Annotated in this window: 23 protein-coding genes; 12 read left to right on the top strand and 11 right to left on the bottom strand. The window is 37.7% G+C overall.

Annotation, left to right across the window (positions count from 1 at the left end; genetic code table 11):
• The first annotated feature begins 18 nt into the window (after positions 1-18).
• The 4 genes from OQ267_RS01180 (at position 19) to OQ267_RS01165 (ending at position 2,266) form a co-directional block, all read left to right on the top strand.
• On the top strand, positions 19-1,068 hold the full coding sequence (locus OQ267_RS01180; protein WP_265819237.1) for an AI-2E family transporter: 1,050 nt from the start codon (positions 19-21) through the stop codon (positions 1,066-1,068).
• Between the two features lie 71 nt (positions 1,069-1,139).
• Positions 1,140-1,406, top strand: a complete 267-nt coding sequence (locus OQ267_RS01175; protein ID WP_088299745.1) for a YtxH domain-containing protein — start codon at positions 1,140-1,142, stop codon at positions 1,404-1,406.
• A gap of 55 nt (positions 1,407-1,461) precedes the next feature.
• On the top strand, positions 1,462-1,842 hold the full coding sequence (locus OQ267_RS01170) for a phage holin family protein (protein ID WP_088299744.1): 381 nt from the start codon (positions 1,462-1,464) through the stop codon (positions 1,840-1,842).
• Positions 1,829-2,266, top strand: coding sequence for a hypothetical protein (locus OQ267_RS01165; RefSeq protein ID WP_088299743.1), 438 nt, complete (start codon positions 1,829-1,831; stop codon positions 2,264-2,266). Before OQ267_RS01170 ends, OQ267_RS01165 begins: the two co-directional genes overlap by 14 nt.
• 316 nt (positions 2,267-2,582) lie before the next feature.
• On the opposite strand, the gene aspS is transcribed toward OQ267_RS01165, so the two are convergent.
• The 4 genes from aspS to OQ267_RS01145 all read right to left on the bottom strand — a co-directional run bounded on the left by aspS (position 2,583) and on the right by OQ267_RS01145 (position 5,792).
• Positions 2,583-4,328, bottom strand: a complete 1,746-nt coding sequence (gene aspS / locus OQ267_RS01160) for an aspartate--tRNA ligase (RefSeq protein ID WP_088299742.1) — start codon at positions 4,326-4,328, stop codon at positions 2,583-2,585.
• Positions 4,329-4,503: 175 nt separating this feature from the next.
• On the bottom strand, positions 4,504-5,073 hold the full coding sequence (locus OQ267_RS01155) for a Crp/Fnr family transcriptional regulator (protein ID WP_265834599.1): 570 nt from the start codon (positions 5,071-5,073) through the stop codon (positions 4,504-4,506).
• 15 nt (positions 5,074-5,088) lie between these two features.
• Positions 5,089-5,313 carry a DUF2798 domain-containing protein gene (locus OQ267_RS01150; RefSeq protein WP_265834598.1) on the bottom strand — a complete coding sequence of 75 codons (225 nt, stop codon included), beginning with the start codon at positions 5,311-5,313 and terminating at the stop codon, positions 5,089-5,091.
• 77 nt (positions 5,314-5,390) lie between these two features.
• Complete coding sequence (locus OQ267_RS01145) at positions 5,391-5,792, bottom strand: hypothetical protein (protein WP_265819235.1); 402 nt, start codon at positions 5,790-5,792, stop codon at positions 5,391-5,393.
• 199 nt (positions 5,793-5,991) lie between these two features.
• Between OQ267_RS01145 and OQ267_RS01140 the strand changes: the two genes are divergently transcribed.
• From OQ267_RS01140 to OQ267_RS01120, 5 genes are all read left to right on the top strand, one after another.
• Positions 5,992-6,549 (top strand): RNA polymerase sigma factor, encoded by a 558-nt coding sequence (locus tag OQ267_RS01140; protein ID WP_172406425.1) that lies wholly within the window; start codon positions 5,992-5,994, stop codon positions 6,547-6,549.
• Complete coding sequence (locus OQ267_RS01135; protein ID WP_265834597.1) at positions 6,542-7,069, top strand: hypothetical protein; 528 nt, start codon at positions 6,542-6,544, stop codon at positions 7,067-7,069. Before OQ267_RS01140 ends, OQ267_RS01135 begins: the two co-directional genes overlap by 8 nt.
• 125 nt (positions 7,070-7,194) lie before the next feature.
• Positions 7,195-8,481 carry a hypothetical protein gene (locus OQ267_RS01130; protein ID WP_265834596.1) on the top strand — a complete coding sequence of 429 codons (1,287 nt, stop codon included), beginning with the start codon at positions 7,195-7,197 and terminating at the stop codon, positions 8,479-8,481.
• Between the two features lie 134 nt (positions 8,482-8,615).
• Positions 8,616-9,983 carry a S41 family peptidase gene (locus tag OQ267_RS01125; protein ID WP_265834595.1) on the top strand — a complete coding sequence of 456 codons (1,368 nt, stop codon included), beginning with the start codon at positions 8,616-8,618 and terminating at the stop codon, positions 9,981-9,983.
• A gap of 135 nt (positions 9,984-10,118) precedes the next feature.
• Positions 10,119-10,895: a TerC family protein gene (locus OQ267_RS01120; RefSeq protein ID WP_265819231.1), complete on the top strand. Its 777-nt coding sequence runs from the start codon at positions 10,119-10,121 to the stop codon at positions 10,893-10,895.
• Between the two features lie 61 nt (positions 10,896-10,956).
• On the opposite strand, the gene OQ267_RS01115 is transcribed toward OQ267_RS01120, so the two are convergent.
• Entirely contained in the window at positions 10,957-11,847 is an 891-nt protein-coding gene (locus OQ267_RS01115) for a bestrophin family protein (protein WP_088299735.1), read from the bottom strand.
• A gap of 122 nt (positions 11,848-11,969) precedes the next feature.
• On the opposite strand from OQ267_RS01115, the gene OQ267_RS01110 reads away from it, so the two are divergent.
• Together OQ267_RS01110 and OQ267_RS01105 are read left to right on the top strand one after the other, a co-directional pair.
• On the top strand, positions 11,970-13,490 hold the full coding sequence (locus OQ267_RS01110) for an MFS transporter (protein WP_265819230.1): 1,521 nt from the start codon (positions 11,970-11,972) through the stop codon (positions 13,488-13,490).
• Between the two features lies 1 nt (position 13,491).
• Positions 13,492-13,734: a DUF6814 family protein gene (locus OQ267_RS01105; RefSeq protein WP_265834594.1), complete on the top strand. Its 243-nt coding sequence runs from the start codon at positions 13,492-13,494 to the stop codon at positions 13,732-13,734.
• Between the two features lie 77 nt (positions 13,735-13,811).
• On the opposite strand, the gene OQ267_RS01100 is transcribed toward OQ267_RS01105, so the two are convergent.
• From OQ267_RS01100 to OQ267_RS01085, 4 genes are all read right to left on the bottom strand, one after another.
• A complete protein-coding gene (locus OQ267_RS01100; RefSeq protein ID WP_172406424.1) occupies positions 13,812-14,489 on the bottom strand; it encodes an OmpA family protein in 678 nt (225 codons plus the stop codon).
• 173 nt (positions 14,490-14,662) lie between these two features.
• Entirely contained in the window at positions 14,663-15,355 is a 693-nt protein-coding gene (locus OQ267_RS01095; protein ID WP_265834593.1) for an ABC transporter ATP-binding protein, read from the bottom strand.
• A gap of 1 nt (position 15,356) precedes the next feature.
• On the bottom strand, positions 15,357-16,829 hold the full coding sequence (locus OQ267_RS01090) for a DUF5687 family protein (RefSeq protein ID WP_088299730.1): 1,473 nt from the start codon (positions 16,827-16,829) through the stop codon (positions 15,357-15,359).
• 57 nt (positions 16,830-16,886) lie between these two features.
• Complete coding sequence (locus OQ267_RS01085) at positions 16,887-18,167, bottom strand: replication-associated recombination protein A (protein WP_265834591.1); 1,281 nt, start codon at positions 18,165-18,167, stop codon at positions 16,887-16,889.
• Between the two features lie 378 nt (positions 18,168-18,545).
• Between OQ267_RS01085 and OQ267_RS01080 the strand changes: the two genes are divergently transcribed.
• Positions 18,546-19,277, top strand: coding sequence for a class I SAM-dependent methyltransferase (locus tag OQ267_RS01080; protein ID WP_265834590.1), 732 nt, complete (start codon positions 18,546-18,548; stop codon positions 19,275-19,277).
• A 203-nt stretch (positions 19,278-19,480) separates the two neighbouring features.
• Here the strand turns inward: OQ267_RS01080 and hisS are convergent, their stop codons facing one another.
• Together hisS and OQ267_RS01070 are read right to left on the bottom strand one after the other, a co-directional pair.
• Positions 19,481-20,872 (bottom strand): histidine--tRNA ligase, encoded by a 1,392-nt coding sequence (gene hisS, locus OQ267_RS01075; RefSeq protein WP_265834589.1) that lies wholly within the window; start codon positions 20,870-20,872, stop codon positions 19,481-19,483.
• A gap of 191 nt (positions 20,873-21,063) precedes the next feature.
• Positions 21,064-21,807 carry a LytR/AlgR family response regulator transcription factor gene (locus OQ267_RS01070; protein ID WP_265834588.1) on the bottom strand — a complete coding sequence of 248 codons (744 nt, stop codon included), beginning with the start codon at positions 21,805-21,807 and terminating at the stop codon, positions 21,064-21,066.

Raw genomic sequence — 21,807 nt, 5'->3', positions numbered from 1 at the left:
TTGCAGTGCTTCTAAATTATGTCCGTATTTTCTTATAAACAGCGTCAGAATATTAATCTTGTGATCATCATAGCACTTGGTGTGCTGATTGCCTATTCATTAAAAGATATATTTTCTGCCATACTATCTACACTGGTCTTATACACCATTATGCGTCCGGTATATATTTATCTGGCCGAAGTAAAAAACTGGAATAAGCGTATTGTGGCCATTATGCTCATTACCATAAGTATAGTGCTGATAATATTGCCTTTTTATGCATTAAGCAGTATGGTGATCAGTAAAATTTCAGAGTTAAGGAGTAATGAAATTTTCTTTAAAAATTTATTGGTTAAAATTCAGCACCTGCTTCCTTTAAAAATTAATGAAAATTTAATTCAGGAAGGTTTAAACCGGCTGGGTAATTGGGCCACACAGCTTTTCCCGTCTTTAATTTCCAGCGCCGTAAATATCATATTGAGTTTGCTGGTGATGTATTTCCTGCTTTACTTTATGCTGATAGAACGAAAGCAATTTGAATTCTCTCTGGTTAAGTATGCCCCTTTCAGAGAACAGAATGCACTTCGTTTTGGCGATGAAATGAAAAATACTACTTATGCAAATGTACTTGGCCAGGGGCTGATTTGTTTGGTTCAGGGTTCGCTTGTCAGTTTATCTTTTTATGTTTTGGGTTATCAGGATCCTGTTTTCTGGGGTGTAATTACTACATTTATTTCTTTCGTGCCTGTTTTGGGCCCTCCGGTAGTATTTGTTCCGGCTGCTATTCTTCAAATTGTGAACGGACATAATTTTGAAGGTTGGGCAATGCTGATTTTTGGTTTCGTGGTGATTATAAATATTGATAACGTGCTAAGGTTTGTTATTGCTAAAAAAGTAGGCAACATTCATCCCATCATCACCGTAATTGGCGTAATTATTGGTATCCCATTATTTGGGATTCTGGGGCTCGTTTTTGGGCCGCTTTTGCTATCTTACTTTATATTGCTGATTAAAATTTATGAAACAAGCACGCTTGCCTCAGAAAGATTAGAAAGAATTAAAACAAATAATGAGCATAATGAGTTATAAATTACAGCTTAACAATTAAATAATATAGTAATCCTTATATTGTAAACGTTAAACCCTTAAAATACATAATTATGAATGATAACTCAAAAGTTGTAGTTGCCCTTTTAGCAGGATTAGCTGCCGGTGCCGCCTTAGGTATTTTATTTGCACCTGATAAAGGTGACGAAACCCGCGATAAATTAAGCCAGTCTTTAAAAGATTTAGGCGATTCTATTAAAGACAAAGCTGCTGATGAAATTAACAGTCTGTCCAGCCTGAAAGATAAAGTCGTGACCTCAATTAAAACCAAATTGAGAAGTGTTGAAGAGGAGTATAGTGACGACGTAGAGCACGCATAAGCAATAAAATAATAGCTGGGTGTTTTATGGCACCCAGTTAAATTTCATCTTAACTATGCAAGAAAATAAAGAGAAAGGTATCGAGGATATTTTCGATGATGCCAAAGGCTATTTAGAGGCAAGAGTAGAATATACCCGACTTTACCTCGTGGAAAAGGTATCTAAAATATTTGCTGATTTAGTAACCAATACTGTGGTAATTGTATGCTTTATTCTGGCATTCTTATTTGGTAGTGTAACATTGGCTCTCTTCTTATCTAGCGTTTTAAATAGTTATGCCGGAGGGTTTGGCTGCGTTTCATTAATTTATATTTTACTTGCAGTTGTGGTGTATTTAACTAAAGATAAATACATCGAAAAGGCAATTATAAATATCGCAATTAGTAAGTATTTCAACAAACTTGCCGATAAGGAGGAAGAAGATGAGAAGTTATAAAAATATCAGCAATCTGGAAGATTTGCAAGCCAAAAAGCTTGAACTTAAGGTAGAATATACATTAAAACAAAACCTGCTTATTGCAGATTCAAAAAATTATGCAAAACAGTTTACTTTTGGGGCACTGATTAAAAAATACGCTACTCCGAATAATTTTTTCAAAGCTGACGAGAAATTGAATATCAGCGGAACAGCAATGTCTTTGCTGCTGCCGATGTTTATGAATAAAACACTTTTCAGGGGTGCAGGCTTTTTAACTAAAGCAGCAGTCGGACTGGTTTCTGGTAAGGTTGGTAAATCTTTAGATGCAGAACACCTTTCAGCAATTTACAATTCGGTTAAAGGCTGGTTCGGCAGCAGAAAAGATAAAAAAGCAAAAAAGTTTATTGATTATGGCATTCCGCCAGATAGCGAAACATATTAGTCTGATGATTCATTAGTCATCCATTAATTAGTTAACGAGGTGCGAAAATTAGATAAACAAAAAACTCCTGATGAATCATCAGGAGTTTTTTGTTTATGCTCGTAATTTCGTATTTCTGCGCTTAGCCCTATGAACGAATAACAACTAAACTAATGCACCTTATAAATCCGTTTTACCCTACTGGTTGGTGTCTCATCTACCAGCTTAAATTTATCTTATGTAATGCATTTGTGGGCATTAATTTGACTTAGTGAGGCACCACACCGATAGACAGAAGGCTGCTATGGCGTATTTTAGCCCCCTGAACTAATGAACCTTATAAATCCGTTTTAATTTTCAGCTCTTTTAATTGTTTTTCATCAATAGTACTCGGACTATCAATCATCACATCCCTGCCCGAATTATTTTTAGGGAAAGCGATAACATCACGAATGGAATCCAAACCAGCGAAAATGGATGTTAAACGATCAAAACCAAAGGCAATACCTCCGTGTGGCGGTGCGCCAAATTCAAAGGCATCCATTAAGAAGCCAAATTGTTTCTGTGCTTCTTCTGCACTGAAACCTAAGTGTTTAAACATTAGTGCCTGAAGGGTACGGTCATGAATCCTGATTGATCCGCCACCAACCTCAGTTCCGTTAATGACCATATCATACGCATTGGCACGTACATTTTTTGGATCGGTATCCAATAATGCAATGTCTTCTGGCTTAGGAGAGGTAAAAGGGTGGTGCATGGCATGATAACGTTCCGTTTCTTCATCCCATTCTAACAGAGGAAAATCCAACACCCAAAGCGCAGAAAATGTATTTTTATCACGTAGCCCTAAACGGTTACCCATTTCCAAACGAAGTTCGTTCAATTGTTTGCGCACTTTATCTGTAGAACCTGCTAAAATTAAAAGTAAGTCACCCTTTTCCGTTTTAAATACCTGGCTCCACTGTTTCAAATCTTCTTCATTGAAAAACTTGTCAACAGAAGATTTTATGGTTCCATCCTCGTTATGACGGGCATAAATAAGTCCTGTAGCACCAATTTGCGGGCGTTTGATAAAATCTGTTAATTCATCTAACTGCTTGCGAGTATAGTTTGCGGCCCCTTTGGCATTAATACCAACGACCAATTCTGCATTGTCAAAAACCGGGAAGCCTTTGCCTTTCACCAAATCATTCAATTCTACAAACTGCATGGCAAAACGGGTATCAGGTTTATCAGAACCATATAATCGCATAGCATCTGCGTATTGCATTCTTGGAACCTCTGGTAAATCATAATTGCGTACCTCTTTAAAAAGCGTACGGATTAAGCCCTCAAAAGTATTTAAGATATCTTCCTGTTCAATGAAAGACATTTCACAGTCTATTTGTGTGAATTCTGGCTGACGATCCGCCCTTAAATCTTCATCTCTGAAACATTTTACAATCTGGAAATACCTGTCGAAACCTGAAACCATCAGCAGTTGCTTAAAAGTTTGCGGCGATTGAGGTAGCGCATAAAATTCACCCTCATTCATACGGCTTGGCACCACAAAATCTCTTGCACCTTCTGGGGTAGATTTAATTAAAACCGGGGTTTCCACTTCAATAAAATCTAAAGCATCCAGGTAGCGACGAACAGATTGCGCTATTTTATGGCGTAAAACCAGGTTATTGCGAACCGGGTTACGGCGCAAATCCAGGTAGCGATATTTCATGCGTAATTCATCACCACCATCAGTATCATCTTCGATCATGAATGGAGGCAGTTTAGCTGCATTTAAAATTTCTAAAGCCGTGATTTTTATCTCTACATCGCCAGTAGGCATTTTAGGGTTTTTGTTGCTCCGTTCAACAACAATACCGGAAGCCTTAATCACAAACTCCCTGCCTAAGGTACGTGCAGATTCGCATAACTCGCGGTTATCATCCATGTTAAAAACCAACTGGGTAATACCATAACGATCGCGGATGTCTATAAAAGTCATCCCACCTAAATCTCTTGATTTTTGTACCCAACCACACAAGGTTACACTTTCGCCTAAGTTATTAAGGGTGAGTGCACCACAAGTTACTGTTCTTAACATATATTGTAATCTAAATTGAGCGGCAAAAATACCGAATTAGTTTTAAACTTTGGAATAGAAGCGCCGAGGTTTTTTAGCTACTTAAGCAGTTTAAGGTGAATAGTTTCTTAAACAGGAAAATATCAAATTTAATAACCATTGCCTTATTCAGAATTTAATCATTCATAAAAAGGCATTAACCCTTAGACTTTAATCTGCTCAGTGTTTCCGGCGAGATGTTCAGGTATGATGCAATCATTTTATTTGACAGTCTTTTCACAATGATTGGATGTTGATGAAGTAATTGCTGATACCTTTCCGTAGCATCTGATGTGATAAATGACATTAAACGGTTGGTGTTGGTTACATAGGCATACTCCAGATAATGACGATATAGTTTTTCCCAATGTGGAACAATTGTTAAAAGGTTATAGAAATCGGTTTTATTAATGCTCAGCAATGTGGTGCTTTCTGTAGCCTGAACAAATTCCAAAGACTTCTCTTCGGTAACAAAACTAACCAAAGCTGTTACAAATTGATCTTCGAAAGCAAAGAGCCTGGTTGCTTCACTGCCTTTTTCATTTAAAAAATAAATTCGCAGGCAACCCTTGGTTACAAAATATATTTTATTGCTAATTTGACCTGGACTTACCAAGTGTTCATTCCGCTTTACTTTTGATATAGTAAAAAACGATAAAACAGTTTTCAGATCATGTTCACTAATTTCAATACGATGGCTGATATAATTTGAAAGCTGTTGGTACATTATTTTAATAGCGAATTAGTTTTTTGACGCAATTTTCTCTGCAAATTTACGGGCAATAGGAATAATGATAAAGGCAGAAAGATATGATACTGGTAACATCACGCTCCAGGCCTTTAAAAATTTAATGAACCAATCTTCACCAAAACCATAGTTCCGCATCAGTCCTACAAATGCCATAATTAAGGTCATTGGGATGACTACCAGTAGTGTGTTGAGGTATTTAAAATATGCTTTTTTCATATGAATTTTGTTTTTAAGACAAAGATGCAGGGATAAAAAAAGCTAAACTATGATGTAAGTCAATAAATAGAAATGGGCTAATATTTCTCTTCCAGGATTACCTGTACGGCTATTACTTTCCAGTTGCCACCCATATTCTTCCATTGGAAAATTTCCTCTGTTTGGATAGTTTGTTTTTTAGAGAAGACTATTCCTTTCACTTGAACAACTGTTTTCCTGGCAATCTTTTCGGATACTATTTCACCATCAATGGATGATCTTAGCCGATAGTGTGTGGTAGAAATCTCTTTCGTTTTCTTAAAATACTTTTCGGTTTGGTAAACCAGTTCTTTTCTGTCATACACGGTGGCATCGGCATTGCTGTATTGTATGCCATCATCAAATTGGCTCATGTATAGGCTAATATCTTTTCTTTCAAAAGCCAGATTAGCTTTTTGGTGTACAGTATCCAGTTCGTTTAAGATTAAATCAATTTCCATGGCATGAAGTTAAAAGTTTGCATGAAGCTTTAAAAATAATAATGAGGGGTGATCCTCTTTCGAAATTAACAGATAAATTGCGTAAAAGATTTGATGGTTTTTATTAAAGTTTACAGGTGTGAGGTTTATTTAAACTTTTTTATACATTGATGCAACGTTTTAAATTCCCTTATGTCTTATCATCAGAATCTTCGAAATTTTGGAAACGGTATATATCGATAAAAACCTGGAATTGGTAAAAGCATGCATGCAGGGCAGCCGTGCAGCACAGTTTGATTTATACAAACTGTATGCGAAAGCGATGTATAATGTAGCCTTGCGGATTTTAAATTACGAAGAAGAGGCTGAAGATGTTTTACAGGAATCCTTTTTGGATGCCTTTACCAGGATTGTTGATTTTAGACAGGAAACAACATTTGGTTTATGGCTGAAACAGATCGTGATTAATAAATCCATTAATTATCTGCGAAAACGTAAAATGGAATTTGTGAGCACTGATGAGGTGTCTGAAGTGCCTGATGAAATCAGTTTCGACGATTATGATATCCGTTTACAAGTTGAAGAGGTTAGAAAAGCAATTACTGAATTGCCAGATGGTTACAGGGTGGTTTTAAGTCTATACTTGTTAGAAGGCTATGATCATGAAGAAATATCACATATTTTAAAAATTAGTGAAAATACCAGTCGCACGCAATACATGAGGGCAAAAAAGAAATTAAAAAGCATATTAGAACTGAAAGGGATGAGAGATGAATAATAGATTAGAAACCTTTGTTAAAGAGAACCGGAGATCTTTCGATATGATGGAACCATCGCCGGCACTTTGGGCAAAAATTGAACAAAAACTGGATCAGAAAAAAGAAAAAAAGCCGGTAAAGCTATACTTATGGATGAGTGTAGCAGCAGCAATAGTAGTTGTTTTCAGTTTAGGCTGGTTCTACGCAGGAAAGATGCAAAGCGGCGAAATAGAAATCGCTGATGTAAATACTGTTTATGCAAAGAAAGAAGTTCAGTTTGCAGGCCTGATTGTAGAGAAGAAAGATAGTCTAGCTATTTTTGCTGCTGCAAATCCGGAGTTATATAAAAAATTTACGGCAGATTTAAAGAAACTGGATGAAGAATATGAACGGTTAAAAAATGAACTTCCCGCATCTCCTAATCAAACGTTTGTAGTGAAGGCCATGGTTAAAAATCGCGAAATTCAATTGCAATTGTTAAAACAGCAACTCCTGATCATTAACCAGGTAGACGACTATAAAAAAGTAAATCAGATTTAGGTAAAAGACAATTCGAAATTCAAGTATAAAATGGGTGCATTGCTCATTTGATACCTGTTATTAAATATAACATATGATGGTTTTAGTCCGCCGGCAGGTTTAGGCCATTATTTATAATAAACATCATGAAAATAAAAATATTATTAGCCTTGATGGCGCTCTTTGCCGTTAAAAGTGATGCACAGGAAACTGTTGTGATGCAGTCACCCACTGAAAGCTATGTGGTAAATAAGGTTTCCACCCCCGCCAGTGTTAATGCTACTGTGTCTTTAAAACAGGATGAGCAGGGCGGGGATACTGAAAAGTTTAAATCTTTCAGTAAAAGTTTCAATGTCGATATCAATGATAAAGTAAACCTGAATAACCAATACGGTACCATTACCATTAAAACCTGGGATAAAAAAGAGGTTAAGGTAGATGTAGATATTAGGGCTTTCAGCAATTCTGATGGGGATGCGCAAAAAATGATTGATGCCGTCACCATTGATGCCAGTAAAAATGGAGATATGGTTGCAGTTAAAACCAATATGAGTGAAAGAGATGGCCGTTATGGCCGGGGAACGAGAAATAGTGTCACCAGCTGGCGCAGAGAAGTTAAAATCAACTATGTGGTTTACATGCCTGCCGCAAATTCACTTCAGCTTATTCAACAGTATGGTAATGTGGAAGTAGGCAACTTTACTGGCCCAACCTCTTTAAAAGTGCAATATGGTAATTTACTTGTGGGCAGCCTGAACAACAGCAACAATTATATTAATGTACAATATGGTAAATGCGATATCCGGGAATTAAATGCGGGTGTAGTTAAGCACAGTTATAATGGCCCCGTGAATATTGGCAGCGCAGGGACTTTAGAATTGGATGCAGAGTATGTCGGCGTTAATATCAATACCATCCGCAGGTCTGCTGATTTGAGCATTCAATATGGTAAAGGCTTAAACGTGGGTACCATTGGGGGGAATTTATTGTTAAATACAGAATACGCCAAGGTGAACATTAATACCATCAGGGGAAATATGGTAGCTAAACAAGCATATGCAGACCTGACCATCGCATCAGCAGGTAAAATTGCAGTGGATGCTGAATATTCAAATGTCACTTTGGGTTCGGTTAACGGTGATGCCAATATTAAAATGGATTATAACCGCTTAAATGTGAATGAAATTACGCCTGCCTGCAAAAGCTTTACCTTTGCCGGTGAATATGTTGGCGTTGGTTTGGGGTTTGCAGAGCGATATAACGGGAACTTTAATGTGTCTACTTCTTATGCCGGCTTTAAATTCGGATCAAATGTATCCGCTTCATTAACCAGCAAAGATGATGAGGATAAGCGGTATTCCGGTAAAATCGGGAATGGTAGCACTGGAAATGTAAATATTAAAACCAGCTACGGTTCGGTTACTTTTAAATAAGAATTTACAGGCTAGATGAGCTAAACAGGCCTTTCCGCATTTGGGAAGGCTTATTGTTTTAATAATAACTAGTTTGGTAAATTAAAGGAGATAAATTAAGCATAATTTTCAATAGCTGTTTACTTTTTAATTTCATGAAAAAATTTTTCCTTTTAATGCTTATGCCCTTGCTGAGTTTTGCACAATCAAATAAACTTAGTAAAGCTGATAAAATTTATGGGTTATCGAAATTGTTGCAAGAGGTAAATTATAACTTTGTTTACCTCAATAAAGTTGACCGCATTAAATGGGATAGTACTTATAAAGTATTAATCAATACCATTCCTGAAACCAAAAGCGATTACGAATATTATCGTGAGCTACAACGTTTTTTGGCCATGCTGAAAGATGGACATACTGATCTTTATATGCCTGCCGGACGTGATTTCGAACCTTTAAATACGAAGTTTGGTGATTACAGGCTGTTCATAGAAAATGTGGCTGATAAAGCAATTGTTACCCGTGTTAACCTCAGTAAGAAAGAGGAGATTCCGATAGGGAGTGAGGTCATTGAAGTAAACGGCAAGCCTACGGCTGCATATATTTCTGAAAATATTACCCCGTATATTTCCTCATCAACGGATTATGGACTTCAGGATATCAGTATAAGCACCTTATTGCAGGGGCTGGATGGTACGCAGTTTAAAATTAAAATTAAAACTCCGAAAGGAAAGGTATTGTCATTTACCCTAACGCATCAACAAACTACGGAAACCGAAGTTTTTCCAGCTTTTCCTTCAGAAGGGAAATTGCTTAGTTTTAAATGGGAAACCAAAGGAATTGCCTACATAGCGTTAAACTCTTTTACCGATGAGAAAATCGATTCTATGTTTGTGGCTAAACTGCCAGAACTTTACAAGGCAAAAGCCCTGGTTTTAGATTTAAGAAGCAATGGGGGCGGAACCACAGGTATTGGAAGCTATATCCTGAAATACCTGACCAATGATAGTTTGTTATATGGCTCACGATATTCTACCAGGCAATTAAATTCTGCTTTTAAAGCCTGGGGTAAATACACAACGGCTAAAGATACGGTGAATAATTCATGGAATGCAAAAGCGCTACTCACCTATCAGGATAATTATTTTTATAATTTTGATTATTATCCGCTTAAAAATGACCTTTCGGCAAAACGAATAGTTGTTCCTACCGTGCTATTGATTGGGCACAATACCGCATCAGCGGCTGAAGATTTTCTGATTTATGCGGATAACCAGAAACACATGACTAAAATTGGTCAGAATTCTTGTGGTAGTACAGGGCAGCCTTTTCTTTTCGATCTTCCAGGTGGGGCAGTGGTGAGGGTATGTACCAAAAAAGACACCTATCCTGACGGACGCGAATTTGTGGGCTATGGCGTTAAACCTGATATTGAGGTTGTACCAAAGGTGGAAGATTTAATCAATAACAATGATCCTGCGCTGAAAAAAGCAATAGATTTTTTGAGCAAGAAGCTAAAATAATTCTAAAGAATAAAATTAGCGACTAAGCAGAGATCAAAAATCTTCGTCAGGCAGATCAAAACTAAAATATCACATCATCTGTTCCATAAAAGGTGGTTGATTTATTTATCTTCGCCTTATCAGATAAAATAACATATGGATTTCTTAAGTACTCCGGAAGCCTGGATCTCACTTTTAACCTTAACTCTTCTGGAAATTGTTCTGGGCATTGATAACATCGTCTTTATTTCCATCCTTTCAGGCAAGTTACCTCAAAACCAGCAGAAAAAAGCCCGTCAGCTTGGCTTAGGTCTGGCCATGATTACGAGGGTAATGTTGCTCCTGTCGCTTAGCTGGATCATGACGCTTACTTCTCCTTTGTTTAATATCGGAAGCTGGGTTGGTATTGATGGTGGGGAATGGTATGAAAAGCTGGCCATTTCAGGCCGTGATTTGATTTTAATTATTGGCGGATTGTTCCTGATTTATAAAAGTACGCACGAAATTCATCACAAACTGGAAGGTGAAGAAGACGAGGAAGGGAAAACAAAAGTACATTCGTTCTGGGCAACCATTGTTCAGATCCTCGTCTTAGATATTGTTTTTTCATTAGATTCTGTAATCACTGCAGTGGGGATGGCAGAACATATTGAAATTATGATTGCAGCCGTAGTCATCGCCGTAATTATCATGATGTTTTCTGCCGGTAAAATCAGTGAGTTTGTGAATAACCATCCAACAGTTAAAATGCTTGCTCTTTCTTTCTTACTTTTAATTGGGGTTTCGCTTCTTGCAGAAGGACTTGATCAGCATATTCCTAAGGGTTATGTGTATTTTGCAATGGCCTTTTCAGTCCTAGTGGAAATGCTTAACCTCAAGATGAAAAAGAATACGAAGAAACCGGTTGAACTCAGAAATATGCCAAAGAAATAGTGAAATCACCATTGAACTTCTCAACTTTAGTTTAAAGTCTATATCTTTTTAAGAATAAATCTTACAGCACATATTCTTCATTAATTGGTTTTATAGGGTCTGGAATATCAGTTTCTTCCAGCATTTGCAGCAGATTAATTTCAATTGTTCTGGTGATTTGATTCAATGGAATTCCTGCAGAATTATTTTCAAAAGGATCTACCAGGCTCATTCCATTAATCTGAGTAGAAACGAAAACAAAACCAATTAACCAGCCTAAAAAGATAGAAGCTGGCCCGGCAGACTGGCTAATTACCAGTGTAAAGGTAACCACGAAAAGCCAGATAAACACTTTAGTCAAATAAGTGTAGGTGGTAGGGAAAATAGTGTTTTTAATCCGCTCACTCATGCCCATTGAATCTGAAAATCGAACCAGCATTTCATTGATCTCAATAAACCTGAAGCCGTCAATTTTATTTTCTTTAGACAGTTTTTGTAATTCTCTCGACTGGATATTTAGTATTGCATTGTGCACATTTGAATGTTTGCGAACTTCAATCAGTTCTTCAGGAGGTAAATATTTAATGTAAATTTCATCTACAGTACTACGTAAGCTCGCTTTAAGCGCATAAAGAAAAGCAATATGCCTGAAAATAATTCTTTTGGTACTTGCTTCATCATCATCTACATAATTAATCAAGGCCCTTGCATAGGAGCGGGAATCATTTACGATGGCACCCCATATTTTTCTGGCTTCCCACCACCTGTCATAAGCCTGGTTATTATTAAAGCCGATAAAAAAAGCAATTGCCGTACCTAAAACGGTAGGAATAATGGAAGGAATTTCAAAATGATGCGCAATTAAATATTCACGAATGAGATAAGCCGCAGTGCAGGAGGCAATCATAATGAGGTCAACCTGCCATGTATTTCTTAAAATTCTACTGAGTCTGATATTTTGTATTAAAAGCATATATATGATTTTCGGTATGAAAGTACAAAACTATGGCCAAAATGCTTTACTATTCTAATTTAAATCATCACTAATCTTTTTACCACTCAAATGTTTATATTCGGAAACCAAATATTCTGTTTATGAGCGAAGCATTACCTAAGAATAGTATTTTTAAAGTGATAGGTGCCTCTTCACTGGGCACATTGATTGAATGGTATGATTTTTATATTTTCGGCAGTTTAGCTGTCATTATTGGCGATCAGCTTTTTCCAAAAGATGCCGGTGCTTCAGCACTGATCAATACGCTTGCTATTTTTGCTGCGGGTTTTATTGTCCGTCCGTTTGGTGCTTTGGTTTTTGGGCGGCTGGGTGATTTAATAGGCAGGAAATATACTTTTCTACTGACATTGGTCCTCATGGGGGGCTCAACCTTTCTAATTGGTTTAGTACCTTCTTATAAAAGCATTGGTTATGCTGCTCCGGTTTTAGTATTGGTGTTGAGGTTAATCCAGGGGTTGGCACTTGGCGGGGAATACGGTGGTGCGGCAACGTACGTGGCTGAACATGCCCCGAAAAATAAGCGGGGATTCTTCACCAGCTGGATTCAAACCACTGCAACATTGGGCTTATTTCTTTCTTTGGGCATTATCGTAATGACCAAAAATGTTTTAGGGGCTGATACTTTTGCCGATTGGGGCTGGCGGATTCCTTTTTTATTATCGATTTTACTGGTAGTGGTATCCATCTATATCCGGATGAAAATGCATGAATCGCCCATGTTTTCTAAATTAAAAGCAGAAGGAAATGTATCTAAGAACCCACTGAAAGAAAGTTTTAATAACAAAGCCAACTTTAAAATGGTCTTACTGGCTTTATTTGGAGCAACTATGGGGCAGGGAGTGATCTGGTACACGGGGCAGTTTTATGCTCAATCTTTTCTGGAAAATACCTGCAAGCTTGATTTTAATGATTCAAGATATATTTTGCTATGGGGCATTGCCTTTGCCACACCCTTTTTTGTAATTTTTGGTGCCTGGAGCGACCGGGTGGGTCGGAAGTGGATTATGCTGGGCGGAATGCTGCTTGGGATTATTTTTTACCGCCCTATTTATCAAACCTTTTTAGATGATACGGATACTTCCAAAATGGATTTAAGTTTGGCAAACTACAGCAAGCCTTCGGTTAAACGTGAGTTAATTGACGGAACACCTGATAGTCTTTATACGGCTACCACTAAAGTTTTACTCTCTAATGGTGCATCTTTTAACCGTGTTCAGGCAGATACAATTTCAAAGACTTCAGGAATTCTTACAGGAAAAGAAATCATTAAAGATAAAATTTTACCAACATCCATCTTCTGGAAGTTTGTCGGACTTATTTTCTTTCAGATTTTACTGGTTACGATGGTGTATGGCCCTATTGCCGCATTTCTGGTTGAACTCTTTCCAACCAAAATCAGGTACACTTCCATGTCGCTCCCATACCACATTGGTAATGGCGTATTTGGAGGTTTAGTGCCATTTATTGCCACTTTAATAGCCAGTTTTTCTGGCTCCACACCGCTCTCCGGTTTGTGGTATCCTATCGGAATTGCCACGCTGAGTTTAATTATAGGAACAGTTTATTTATCTAATAAGAAGGATGAAAGCATAAACGATTAATATGAACAGGTTAAAGAAATTATTAGGAATCATATGGATAGCTTTAGGCCCGTTGGCCATGGCATTCCTGTTTTTGCAGGCCATTGATAAAGTTGGATTGGCACATAGTGATATAGAAAGAATGAATACCATTTTGCAATGGGGGATCATTCTGTTTATCTTTTTTCCGATTTGTTTAGGTTTGGTGGTTTTTGGCTTTTATGCCTGGAAAGGTGAATATGATCAGTTGGAAAACCCAGATTAAGGGAAATAAAAAACCCCGATGCTTTTTGGCATCGGGGTGGATATATGAAGACCTCATAGGTAGAGGGTAATTGCTTATTATCCTTGTTTTTGAGCGGTTTGTTTTAATGAATCATTTGCAACGATTACAATCTCCACACGACGATTTGCTGCACGGCCGGCTTCTGTTTCATTGTCAGCAATTGGCTCAGAAAAACCTTTACCAATAGTTACCAGTCTTGAAGATGGAACACCCTGAGAAACGGCATAAGCTTTAACTGCTGCAGCTCTTCTTTCTGATAATCCCTGATTGTAAGTTTCAGTACCTTTGCTATCTGTATGTCCGATGATTTTAATATCAGTATCAGGGTATTGATTTAATGATGCAGCTAAACTCTGAACGTTCGTTTTAGCAGCGTCTTTTAATGCTGTTTTATCAAAATCAAATAAAATACCACTGTCAAATTTTACAATAATACCTTCACCTTCACGGATAACCTCTGCATTCGGTATTGCTTTTTGAATTTCAGCCGCTTGTCTGTCCATTCTGCGACCAATAAATGCACCTGCAGTACCACCAATAGCACCACCAATTAATGCACCTACAGCGGTATTACCTGCTTTCTTTCCAATTAACGCACCCACAACACCGCCTGCTGCTGCACCAATACCAGCACCTTTTTGTGTTTTGGTTAAACTATCACAACTTTGAAATGCGATTGATCCTACTGCTAATCCTATGCTTAATGTTGCTATTCTTACTTTTGAGATACTCATGATTATTTATATTTAAATTCTGAATATTGATATTCAAACACGATGCCAAAAAATCATTTAAATAAAATTTCGTGAGTTTTACACATTTAAAGGTTAAAAAGAATAACATGTTATGATTTAGTATGCCCAATCAAATTGTCATTCATTTATAATGTATCATTCTTAGTACAAGATTAAGCAGAGAAATAACTCTCCAGTTCTTTTAATGTATTTTCATCTGTTTTAAAGTCTTTAATGACCTGGCCCTTCTCTACTAAAATAATTCGGTTGCAAACATCGGTTACGTGATTTAAATCATGACTGGAAATAAAAGTAGTCATACTGCCGGCTTGTGTTTTTAATAAATTTTTTAGCCTGATCTGAGTGGTCGGATCAAGATTGGCGAAAGGCTCATCTAAAATCAGGATTTCGGGTTTTTGCATTAATGCAGCTGCAATTCCAACTTTAACCTGGTTGCCCTTACTAAAATCACGGATATATTTGCCGCTGTTTAAAATCTCGCCATTAAAAAATTCTCCATACTGAGTAAGGTAGGCCGAAACATCTGCAGCACCTAGGTCGTGAAGGCTTCCTATAAAAATAAAATATTCTTCAGGAGTCAGATAATCAATTAAAAACCCCTCATCAAGAAATGAAGCAGTATAATTTTTCCAGTTATCATGCTGCATGACGTTTTCGCCTTTCGATAAAACTTCGCCTCGGGTCGGGCGAATTAAATCTAAAAGCATACGGAAGAACGTGGTTTTTCCTGCTCCGTTATTACCTACTAAACCTACGGTTTCGCCAGCTCCGATATGTAAATCTTCGATGTTTACAACGATTTTATCGCCATAAACTTTTTGTAAATTTTTAACTTCTAAAATCATATTATTCTCTAAAGCCTTCGGCTATTTTATAACGTTGTAATTCAAGTCTTTTTGTAATATAGTTTACCCAGAAACCACGCATGAGCAGCATAACCAGGCCGAAAATTGAAACGGCTATTAAACCCCAGTAAGGCTTGTCAAGTATTCCGAAGGGTACATATATTAAAATTGGCGTTAATGCATAAGGAAACATTAAAAGCCATTGCGTTGCGCCTGTCCCCTGGTAATTAAAGCTTGCTGCTTTGGTAATGTCTAAGCGCTTGTAATTTAAGGTGGCAAGATAAAGTACCACCACTGTACCGAAGCCTATATTATAAAGGTAAGCTGCTAAATGAAGCAATAAGAGTTTGGGGCTTAAAAATCCATAAAAACTGGCAAGCAAAGTAATCACGGTACAGCCGATAGTAAAAAGTAAAAACTTGGCCTTGATGTAATCTTTAAAGTTGATTTTATTGGCCAGGATTCCATCAAAGTGAGCACTTTGCCATGCAAACATAAACTGTCCGTAAATAATGATGGAAATTCCGGTCATGAAAATGGCACCGAACATCATTTGTCCGAAAGCATCTGCATTTATGGCTTTTTCTTTGTAGAAAATAAATCCATAGAACAGAAAGAAAAAACCCATAATCACGGAAGAACGAGGTCTTTTATGACGAAGAATTAATTTCAGTTCTAAAGCAGCTAATTCACCTACTTTGCCAAAACGATTTAAGAAAGCATAATCTGTACTTGCTTTTTTCTCCTGCTTGCTGCCAAGTTCTTCCGTATATAGGTTTTTACGAAGGAAAGTGGAATTCAGATAGAAGATAACGATTGCTGCAAGTGTGAAAACGAAGCCGATATATGGTTTTGAAGCAATGGTTTTAAAAAGGTAATCAGAGGCTGCCATTACCGAAATCACTTTATAATATTCAAGTGCAGCAAAAGCAGCGAAAATTATCAGGCCGGCAAGTGTATAAAATACATTGCTGATTGATTTTCTTTTGATGTAAAGTGCCAGATAATTGTTAAAAACAGATAAGGAGAGAATGGTAACGATATACATTAAAGCTGCAAAAGCACCGTAGGTTGGTGCAATTTTCATAAAGCAAAATGGCCAGAATATAAAAAAAGGCCACAGGTTAAATGCCGAGAAAAGTGCTTTAACATTTAGAAAATTAATAATCTTGCTTCTGGAAATGCGAAGATGCAGATAAGGAATAATACTTAAAGTTGGCAACTCCTGCAATTGCAAACGCATAATGAAATCAAGGGCGAAATAATAGAGGATTAATCCGTTAAAACTTTTGATTACATCTTGATTTGGGAAGGCTTTCGGCAAAAAATACTGCATCCCAAAACCTGCACCAAGGGCGAGAACCAGAAAATAAAGCATGAAAAAACCCAGAACGATTTGACCGGCAATACTGCTGCCCCGATTCCGCGAACGCCAGAAGGATTTCCATTGATGGCTTAAAAAAGTATTCAACATATATAGTTTAGGTATTAGTTCTTCTGTTTAGTATTTATTTTGGTTAAAATGTTACAGCTAATAGTTGTATTTATCTTTCCAGTTTTGTTTGAGTTTTTCACGAAGCTTTTCTTCTGCAGGATTTTTACCCGGATTATAAAGTTTGGTGCCGCTTAATTCATCAGGGAAATATTCCTGTGCTTCAAAATTTCCTTCATAGCCATGCGAATATTTATAATCTTTTCCATAACCGATATTTTTCATCAGTTTGGTTGGTGCATTTCGGATATGTAGCGGAACAGGCAGGTTTCCGGTTTGCTTCACTAAAGCCTGGGCATGGTTGATTGCTTCGTAAGCTGCATTGCTTTTGGGTGAACTGGCCAGGTAGGTTACACATTGCGACAAAATAATCCGCGCTTCGGGATAACCAATAACATTTACGGCAGTGAAGCAATTATTGGCCAGAAGCAATGCATTTGGATTGGCATTGCCGATATCTTCTGAAGATAAAATCAATAATCTCCGGGCAATAAACAGGGGGTCTTCGCCGCCTTCAATCATGCGGGCCAGCCAGTAAACAGCCGCATTAGGGTCGCTACCACGGATAGATTTGATAAATGCAGAAATGATATCATAATGTTGCTCACCGGCTTTATCATAAAGTGCTAAGTTTTGTTGCGCATGAGCCAGAACATTATCATTCGTTAAGGAGATTTCATTTCCGCCAATACCATTTATCGCAATTTCTAACACATTTAAAAGCTTGCGCGCATCGCCACCTGAAAGTCGAATGAGTGCTTCGTGTTCTTTAATGGTTATTTTCTTTTCGGCAAGAATCGGGTCTTTTTTTATCGCTGTTTGAAGTAAACCGGCCAGTTCATCTTCGGTTAGCGATTTTAAAATGTAAACCTGGCAGCGTGAAAGTAAAGCGGAAATCACTTCAAACGATGGGTTTTCTGTTGTGGCACCAATTAAGGTTACTAAGCCGCGCTCTACTGCGCCAAGCAAACTATCTTGTTGCGATTTGCTGAAACGATGAATTTCATCAATAAATAAAATGGGCAAACCCAGAAAACTATCTTTTAATGCGGCCGCTTTATCAATTACCTCGCGAATATCTTTAACGCCACTATTAATGGCACTCAAATTAAAAAACGGGCGATCCAGTGCCTGTGAAATAATATATGCCAAAGTTGTTTTGCCAACCCCGGGCGGTCCCCAGAAAATCATGGAGGGCAATTGGCTGCTTTCTATTGCCTTGCGTAAAACGGCACCTTCTCCTACCAAATGTTTCTGCCCTACATATTCATCCAGGTTTTGAGGACGCATTCTTTCGGCTAACGGTGCTAGATTTTGCATAATGGTAAATATATGAAAAAATGATTTTTAACTACAGATTTCATAAGGGAACACGGTTTATGGGTTGCGATATTTCAATCCGTGCGATTAAAAACAATCAATTATAAATCCTGTTTTATGCCTCTGTTTTTGAATGATGTTCATATCTTTATTTTCATTAGACTAATGTTCTATATGCATTTTATGCACGTTATGAAATGGGATTGAAGATTCGGCCCTCGAATTTTAAACACAAAGCTTAATCTGTTGTTTATTTATGTGTGATTTATAAGTTAATTTGAAATAGATAGATCCGAACTATTCAACATTCACCCATTCATTCACCCAATCATTCACGCATTCATTTATCCAATCATTCACGCATTCAATCTTTAAGATATGAAAGATAACTTTTCTACACAAGCGGCAGAATATGCCATTTACCGCCCTACTTACCCTGTTGAATTATACGACTTCCTTTTTAAATTGGTGGAGCAGAAGGATACTGCATGGGATTGTGCCACTGGAAACGGTCAGGTGGCGAGGATATTGGCACAACACTTTCGGCAGGTTTATGCTACTGATATCAGTGAGAAACAATTGAGCCAGGCACTTAAATTGCCAAATATTTTATATAAAGTCGAATCTTCCGATCAGGTAAATGTTGCTGATCAAAGTTTCGATTTAATCACAGTAGCCCAGGCTATTCACTGGTTCAATTTTGAAGCCTTTTATTCGGAAGTGAAGCGTACCTTGAAACCAAATGGTTTGATTGCTGTGATGGGTTATGGTTTGATGCTGATTGATAAAAAAGTGGATCAGGTCATTTATAAATTATATGAAGATATTTTAGGTAAATACTGGGATAGTGAACGCCGGTATATCGAGGAGGGTTATAAAACGATTCCTTTCCCTTTTGAGGAAATTACAGCACCTCATTTTCAAATCAAAACCACCTGGAATTTTAACCAGCTGATCGGATATTTAAATACCTGGTCATCACTGCAGCATTATAAAAAGGCAAATGAACGCAATCCGCTGGAGTATGTGATGATTGAGTTAAAAGAAGCCTGGGGCAATGATGCAGATAAAGAAGTGCGTTTTCCGGTGTTGTTGCGGGTTGGGAGGTAAGTTTAACCGCCAAGCTAACAAATAAAAGGCGCGAAGAAACGCAAAGTTGGATGTTTAGTTTTAACACGGAGAACACCAAGAAAAGGCACAACGAACACGAAGTTTAGGCTATTGTTACGGATAGGCGCGATAACAAGGCTTTAAAAAGCTCTGTTTTCCCCCTGTGAAACCCTTGGTATAAGCTGTGGTTAAAATCGAAAACCTTATTTCAGCAAATCCAGAATACCTAAAACCGTCAGTTTTTTCTGCTCGCCACTTTGCATATCTTTCAAGGTTAATTCACCACTGGCCATTTCATCGCCACCGATTAAAATAACATATGGGATTTTCTTCGCATCAGCATAAGCCATTTGCTTTTTTAATTTCGCTGAAGATGGGTAAAGCTCCGCTGCAACACCTGCACTTCTGAATTGTTGTAAAATAGGCAAAGCATATTTTTCTGCCTCGGCATCGAAGTTGCTGATTAAAACCTTAGTACCCACTTCTGCTGATGTCGGGAAAAGATTTAATTCTTCTAAAACATCATAAATACGATCTGCACCGAAAGAAACGCCCACTCCAGTTAAATCTTTCAAACCAAACATGCCGGTTAAATCATCATAGCGGCCACCTCCTCCAATACTACCCATGGCTACCTCATTGGTTTTGACTTCGAAAATACAACCGGTGTAATAATTTAGGCCTCGGGCCAGGGTGATATCTAATTCGAGTTTTGCGGTTAAAGGCAAACCATAAGAAATTAAACTTTCTACATATTCGAAAACCTGCTCAATTTCGGCAACACCTTTTAAGCCTGTTTCTGAGGTAGCAAGAACTTCTTTCAGGCTTGCTAATTTTTCTTCGTTGCTGCCCTCTAATAAAATCACCGGACGAAGTTTCTCCAGGTCATCTTCTGTAAAGCCGCGTTCTAAAAGTTCTTTACTCACTCCATCCAGGCCAATTTTATCCAACTTATCAATGGCTACAGTCATGTCGATAATTAAATCAGGTTTGCCTATAATCTCGGCAATGCCTGATAGAATTTTTCTATTATTTATTTTAATGCTGAAATCTTTCAGACCTAATTTGGCTAAGGCTTCGTTGTAAATCAGGATAAATTCAGCTTCGTTTAATAAGCTGTCTGAGCCTACCACATCCACATCACATTGATAAAACTCTCGGTACCGGCCTTTTTGTGGCCTGTCTGCACGCCATACCGGCTGCACCTGAAAACGTTTGAACGGTAGCGTAATTTCATGCTGGTGCATCACCACGTAACGGGCGAAAGGAACGGTTAAGTCGTAGCGGAGGGCTTTTTCAGCGATTAATGGGATTAGTTTATTGCTGTTTTCCTCTTCTGCAAAGTCGAAAGATTTCTTTTTAGGATCTTTGAGGTATTCCCCGCTATTTAAAATTTTAAAAATCAGTTTATCCCCTTCATCGCCATATTTGCCGGTTAAGGTAGAAAGGTTTTCAAAGCTTGGTGTTTGAATTTCAGCGTAACCATATTTTCTGAAAACCGTTTTAATGGTATCATAAATAAAGTTGCGTTTGACCATTTCAACCGGTGAAAAATCGCGGGTACCTTTTGCTAATGAGGGTTTAATAACTGACATAGCCGCAAAAGTACAAAAAGGTTTATTAACCACGGTTATGTTTTACCGCCCAGTAGTCGTCATTTCGACTGGAGCGAAGCGCAATGGAGAAATCTTTGAACATTGCTATCGCGTTTATTCTAAAGATTTCTCCGCTGCGGTCGAAATGACGACAAAATTTAGAATATTAAGAAATATTCATCAGCTTAATCCTACTTCCCCAACACAGCTTTAACCATTTCCCTGTTCGGTTTTGATACCGGGATTTTATCGCCGTTGCTCATTAGCAATAGTCCACCATCTTCTTTTAACCAGCTTTTAACAAACTTCGGATTTACCAGATGACTTTGGTGTGCCCTGACAAATCCTTGCGGTTTTAGCAAATCAGCATATTCTTTTAACGGCTTGGAAATTAAGATCTGCTCACCATTTGATAAATGGAAAAAAGTGTATGTATTATCGGCAACGCAACGTACAATATCATCCACTGAAACATAACGGATTTCGTGCTGTTGGGGCAATGCGATTTTAGGAATATTCTGCTCACTTCGTTTAATTTGATTAAGTAGAAAATTGAGTTGTTCTCCATTAATCTTATTCGCAATTCTTGCTTCAGCTTTAATAACAGCTGCTACCAATTCGTCAGGGTCGACTGGCTTTAGCAGGTAATCCAGGGCAGCAAATTTTACTGCCTGGATTCCGTAATTGTCGTAGGCCGTTACGAAAATAACCTCAAATGGTTTTTCTATAAGCTTGTTAAGCAAATCGAAGCCCGTGTTTTTTCCCATCTGAATATCAAGAAAAAGTAAATCCGGTCGGTGCAGGTTTATTTGTTCAAAGGCATCATCAATGTTGCTGGAAATGGACACAACCTTAACTTGTGGGCAATTTTTCATCAGCAAAGCCTGTAGGTTTTCCAGATTTGCCATTTCATCATCTACTAAAATTGCTCTCAT

Source organism: Pedobacter sp. MR22-3, assembly GCF_026240075.1.
Classification (GTDB): domain Bacteria; phylum Bacteroidota; class Bacteroidia; order Sphingobacteriales; family Sphingobacteriaceae; genus Pedobacter.
Note: the sequence above shows the minus strand (reverse complement) of the source record. Positions and strands in the feature narration are given on the sequence as shown.

Bases quoted from the DNA above. Each gene is read 5' to 3' on its own strand.
- OQ267_RS01125 (WP_265834595.1), top strand. From the start codon at position 8,616: ATGAAAAAATTTTTCCTTTTAATGCTTATGCCCTTGCTGAGTTTTGCA.
- OQ267_RS01110 (WP_265819230.1), top strand. From the start codon at position 11,970: ATGAGCGAAGCATTACCTAAGAATAGTATTTTTAAAGTGATAGGTGCC.
- OQ267_RS01165 (WP_088299743.1), top strand. From the start codon at position 1,829: ATGAGAAGTTATAAAAATATCAGCAATCTGGAAGATTTGCAAGCCAAA.
- OQ267_RS01100 (WP_172406424.1), bottom strand. From the start codon at position 14,489: ATGAGTATCTCAAAAGTAAGAATAGCAACATTAAGCATAGGATTAGCA.
- OQ267_RS01180 (WP_265819237.1), top strand. From the start codon at position 19: ATGTCCGTATTTTCTTATAAACAGCGTCAGAATATTAATCTTGTGATC.
- OQ267_RS01105 (WP_265834594.1), top strand. From the start codon at position 13,492: ATGAACAGGTTAAAGAAATTATTAGGAATCATATGGATAGCTTTAGGC.
- OQ267_RS01080 (WP_265834590.1), top strand. From the start codon at position 18,546: ATGAAAGATAACTTTTCTACACAAGCGGCAGAATATGCCATTTACCGC.
- OQ267_RS01135 (WP_265834597.1), top strand. From the start codon at position 6,542: ATGAATAATAGATTAGAAACCTTTGTTAAAGAGAACCGGAGATCTTTC.
- OQ267_RS01150 (WP_265834598.1), bottom strand. From the start codon at position 5,313: ATGAAAAAAGCATATTTTAAATACCTCAACACACTACTGGTAGTCATC.
- OQ267_RS01130 (WP_265834596.1), top strand. From the start codon at position 7,195: ATGAAAATAAAAATATTATTAGCCTTGATGGCGCTCTTTGCCGTTAAA.
- OQ267_RS01070 (WP_265834588.1), bottom strand. From the start codon at position 21,807: ATGAGAGCAATTTTAGTAGATGATGAAATGGCAAATCTGGAAAACCTA.
- OQ267_RS01175 (WP_088299745.1), top strand. From the start codon at position 1,140: ATGAATGATAACTCAAAAGTTGTAGTTGCCCTTTTAGCAGGATTAGCT.
- OQ267_RS01115 (WP_088299735.1), bottom strand. From the start codon at position 11,847: ATGCTTTTAATACAAAATATCAGACTCAGTAGAATTTTAAGAAATACA.
- OQ267_RS01090 (WP_088299730.1), bottom strand. From the start codon at position 16,829: ATGTTGAATACTTTTTTAAGCCATCAATGGAAATCCTTCTGGCGTTCG.
- OQ267_RS01085 (WP_265834591.1), bottom strand. From the start codon at position 18,167: ATGCAAAATCTAGCACCGTTAGCCGAAAGAATGCGTCCTCAAAACCTG.
- hisS (WP_265834589.1), bottom strand. From the start codon at position 20,872: ATGTCAGTTATTAAACCCTCATTAGCAAAAGGTACCCGCGATTTTTCA.
- aspS (WP_088299742.1), bottom strand. From the start codon at position 4,328: ATGTTAAGAACAGTAACTTGTGGTGCACTCACCCTTAATAACTTAGGC.
- OQ267_RS01120 (WP_265819231.1), top strand. From the start codon at position 10,119: ATGGATTTCTTAAGTACTCCGGAAGCCTGGATCTCACTTTTAACCTTA.
- OQ267_RS01155 (WP_265834599.1), bottom strand. From the start codon at position 5,073: ATGTACCAACAGCTTTCAAATTATATCAGCCATCGTATTGAAATTAGT.
- OQ267_RS01145 (WP_265819235.1), bottom strand. From the start codon at position 5,792: ATGGAAATTGATTTAATCTTAAACGAACTGGATACTGTACACCAAAAA.
- OQ267_RS01095 (WP_265834593.1), bottom strand. From the start codon at position 15,355: ATGATTTTAGAAGTTAAAAATTTACAAAAAGTTTATGGCGATAAAATC.
- OQ267_RS01170 (WP_088299744.1), top strand. From the start codon at position 1,462: ATGCAAGAAAATAAAGAGAAAGGTATCGAGGATATTTTCGATGATGCC.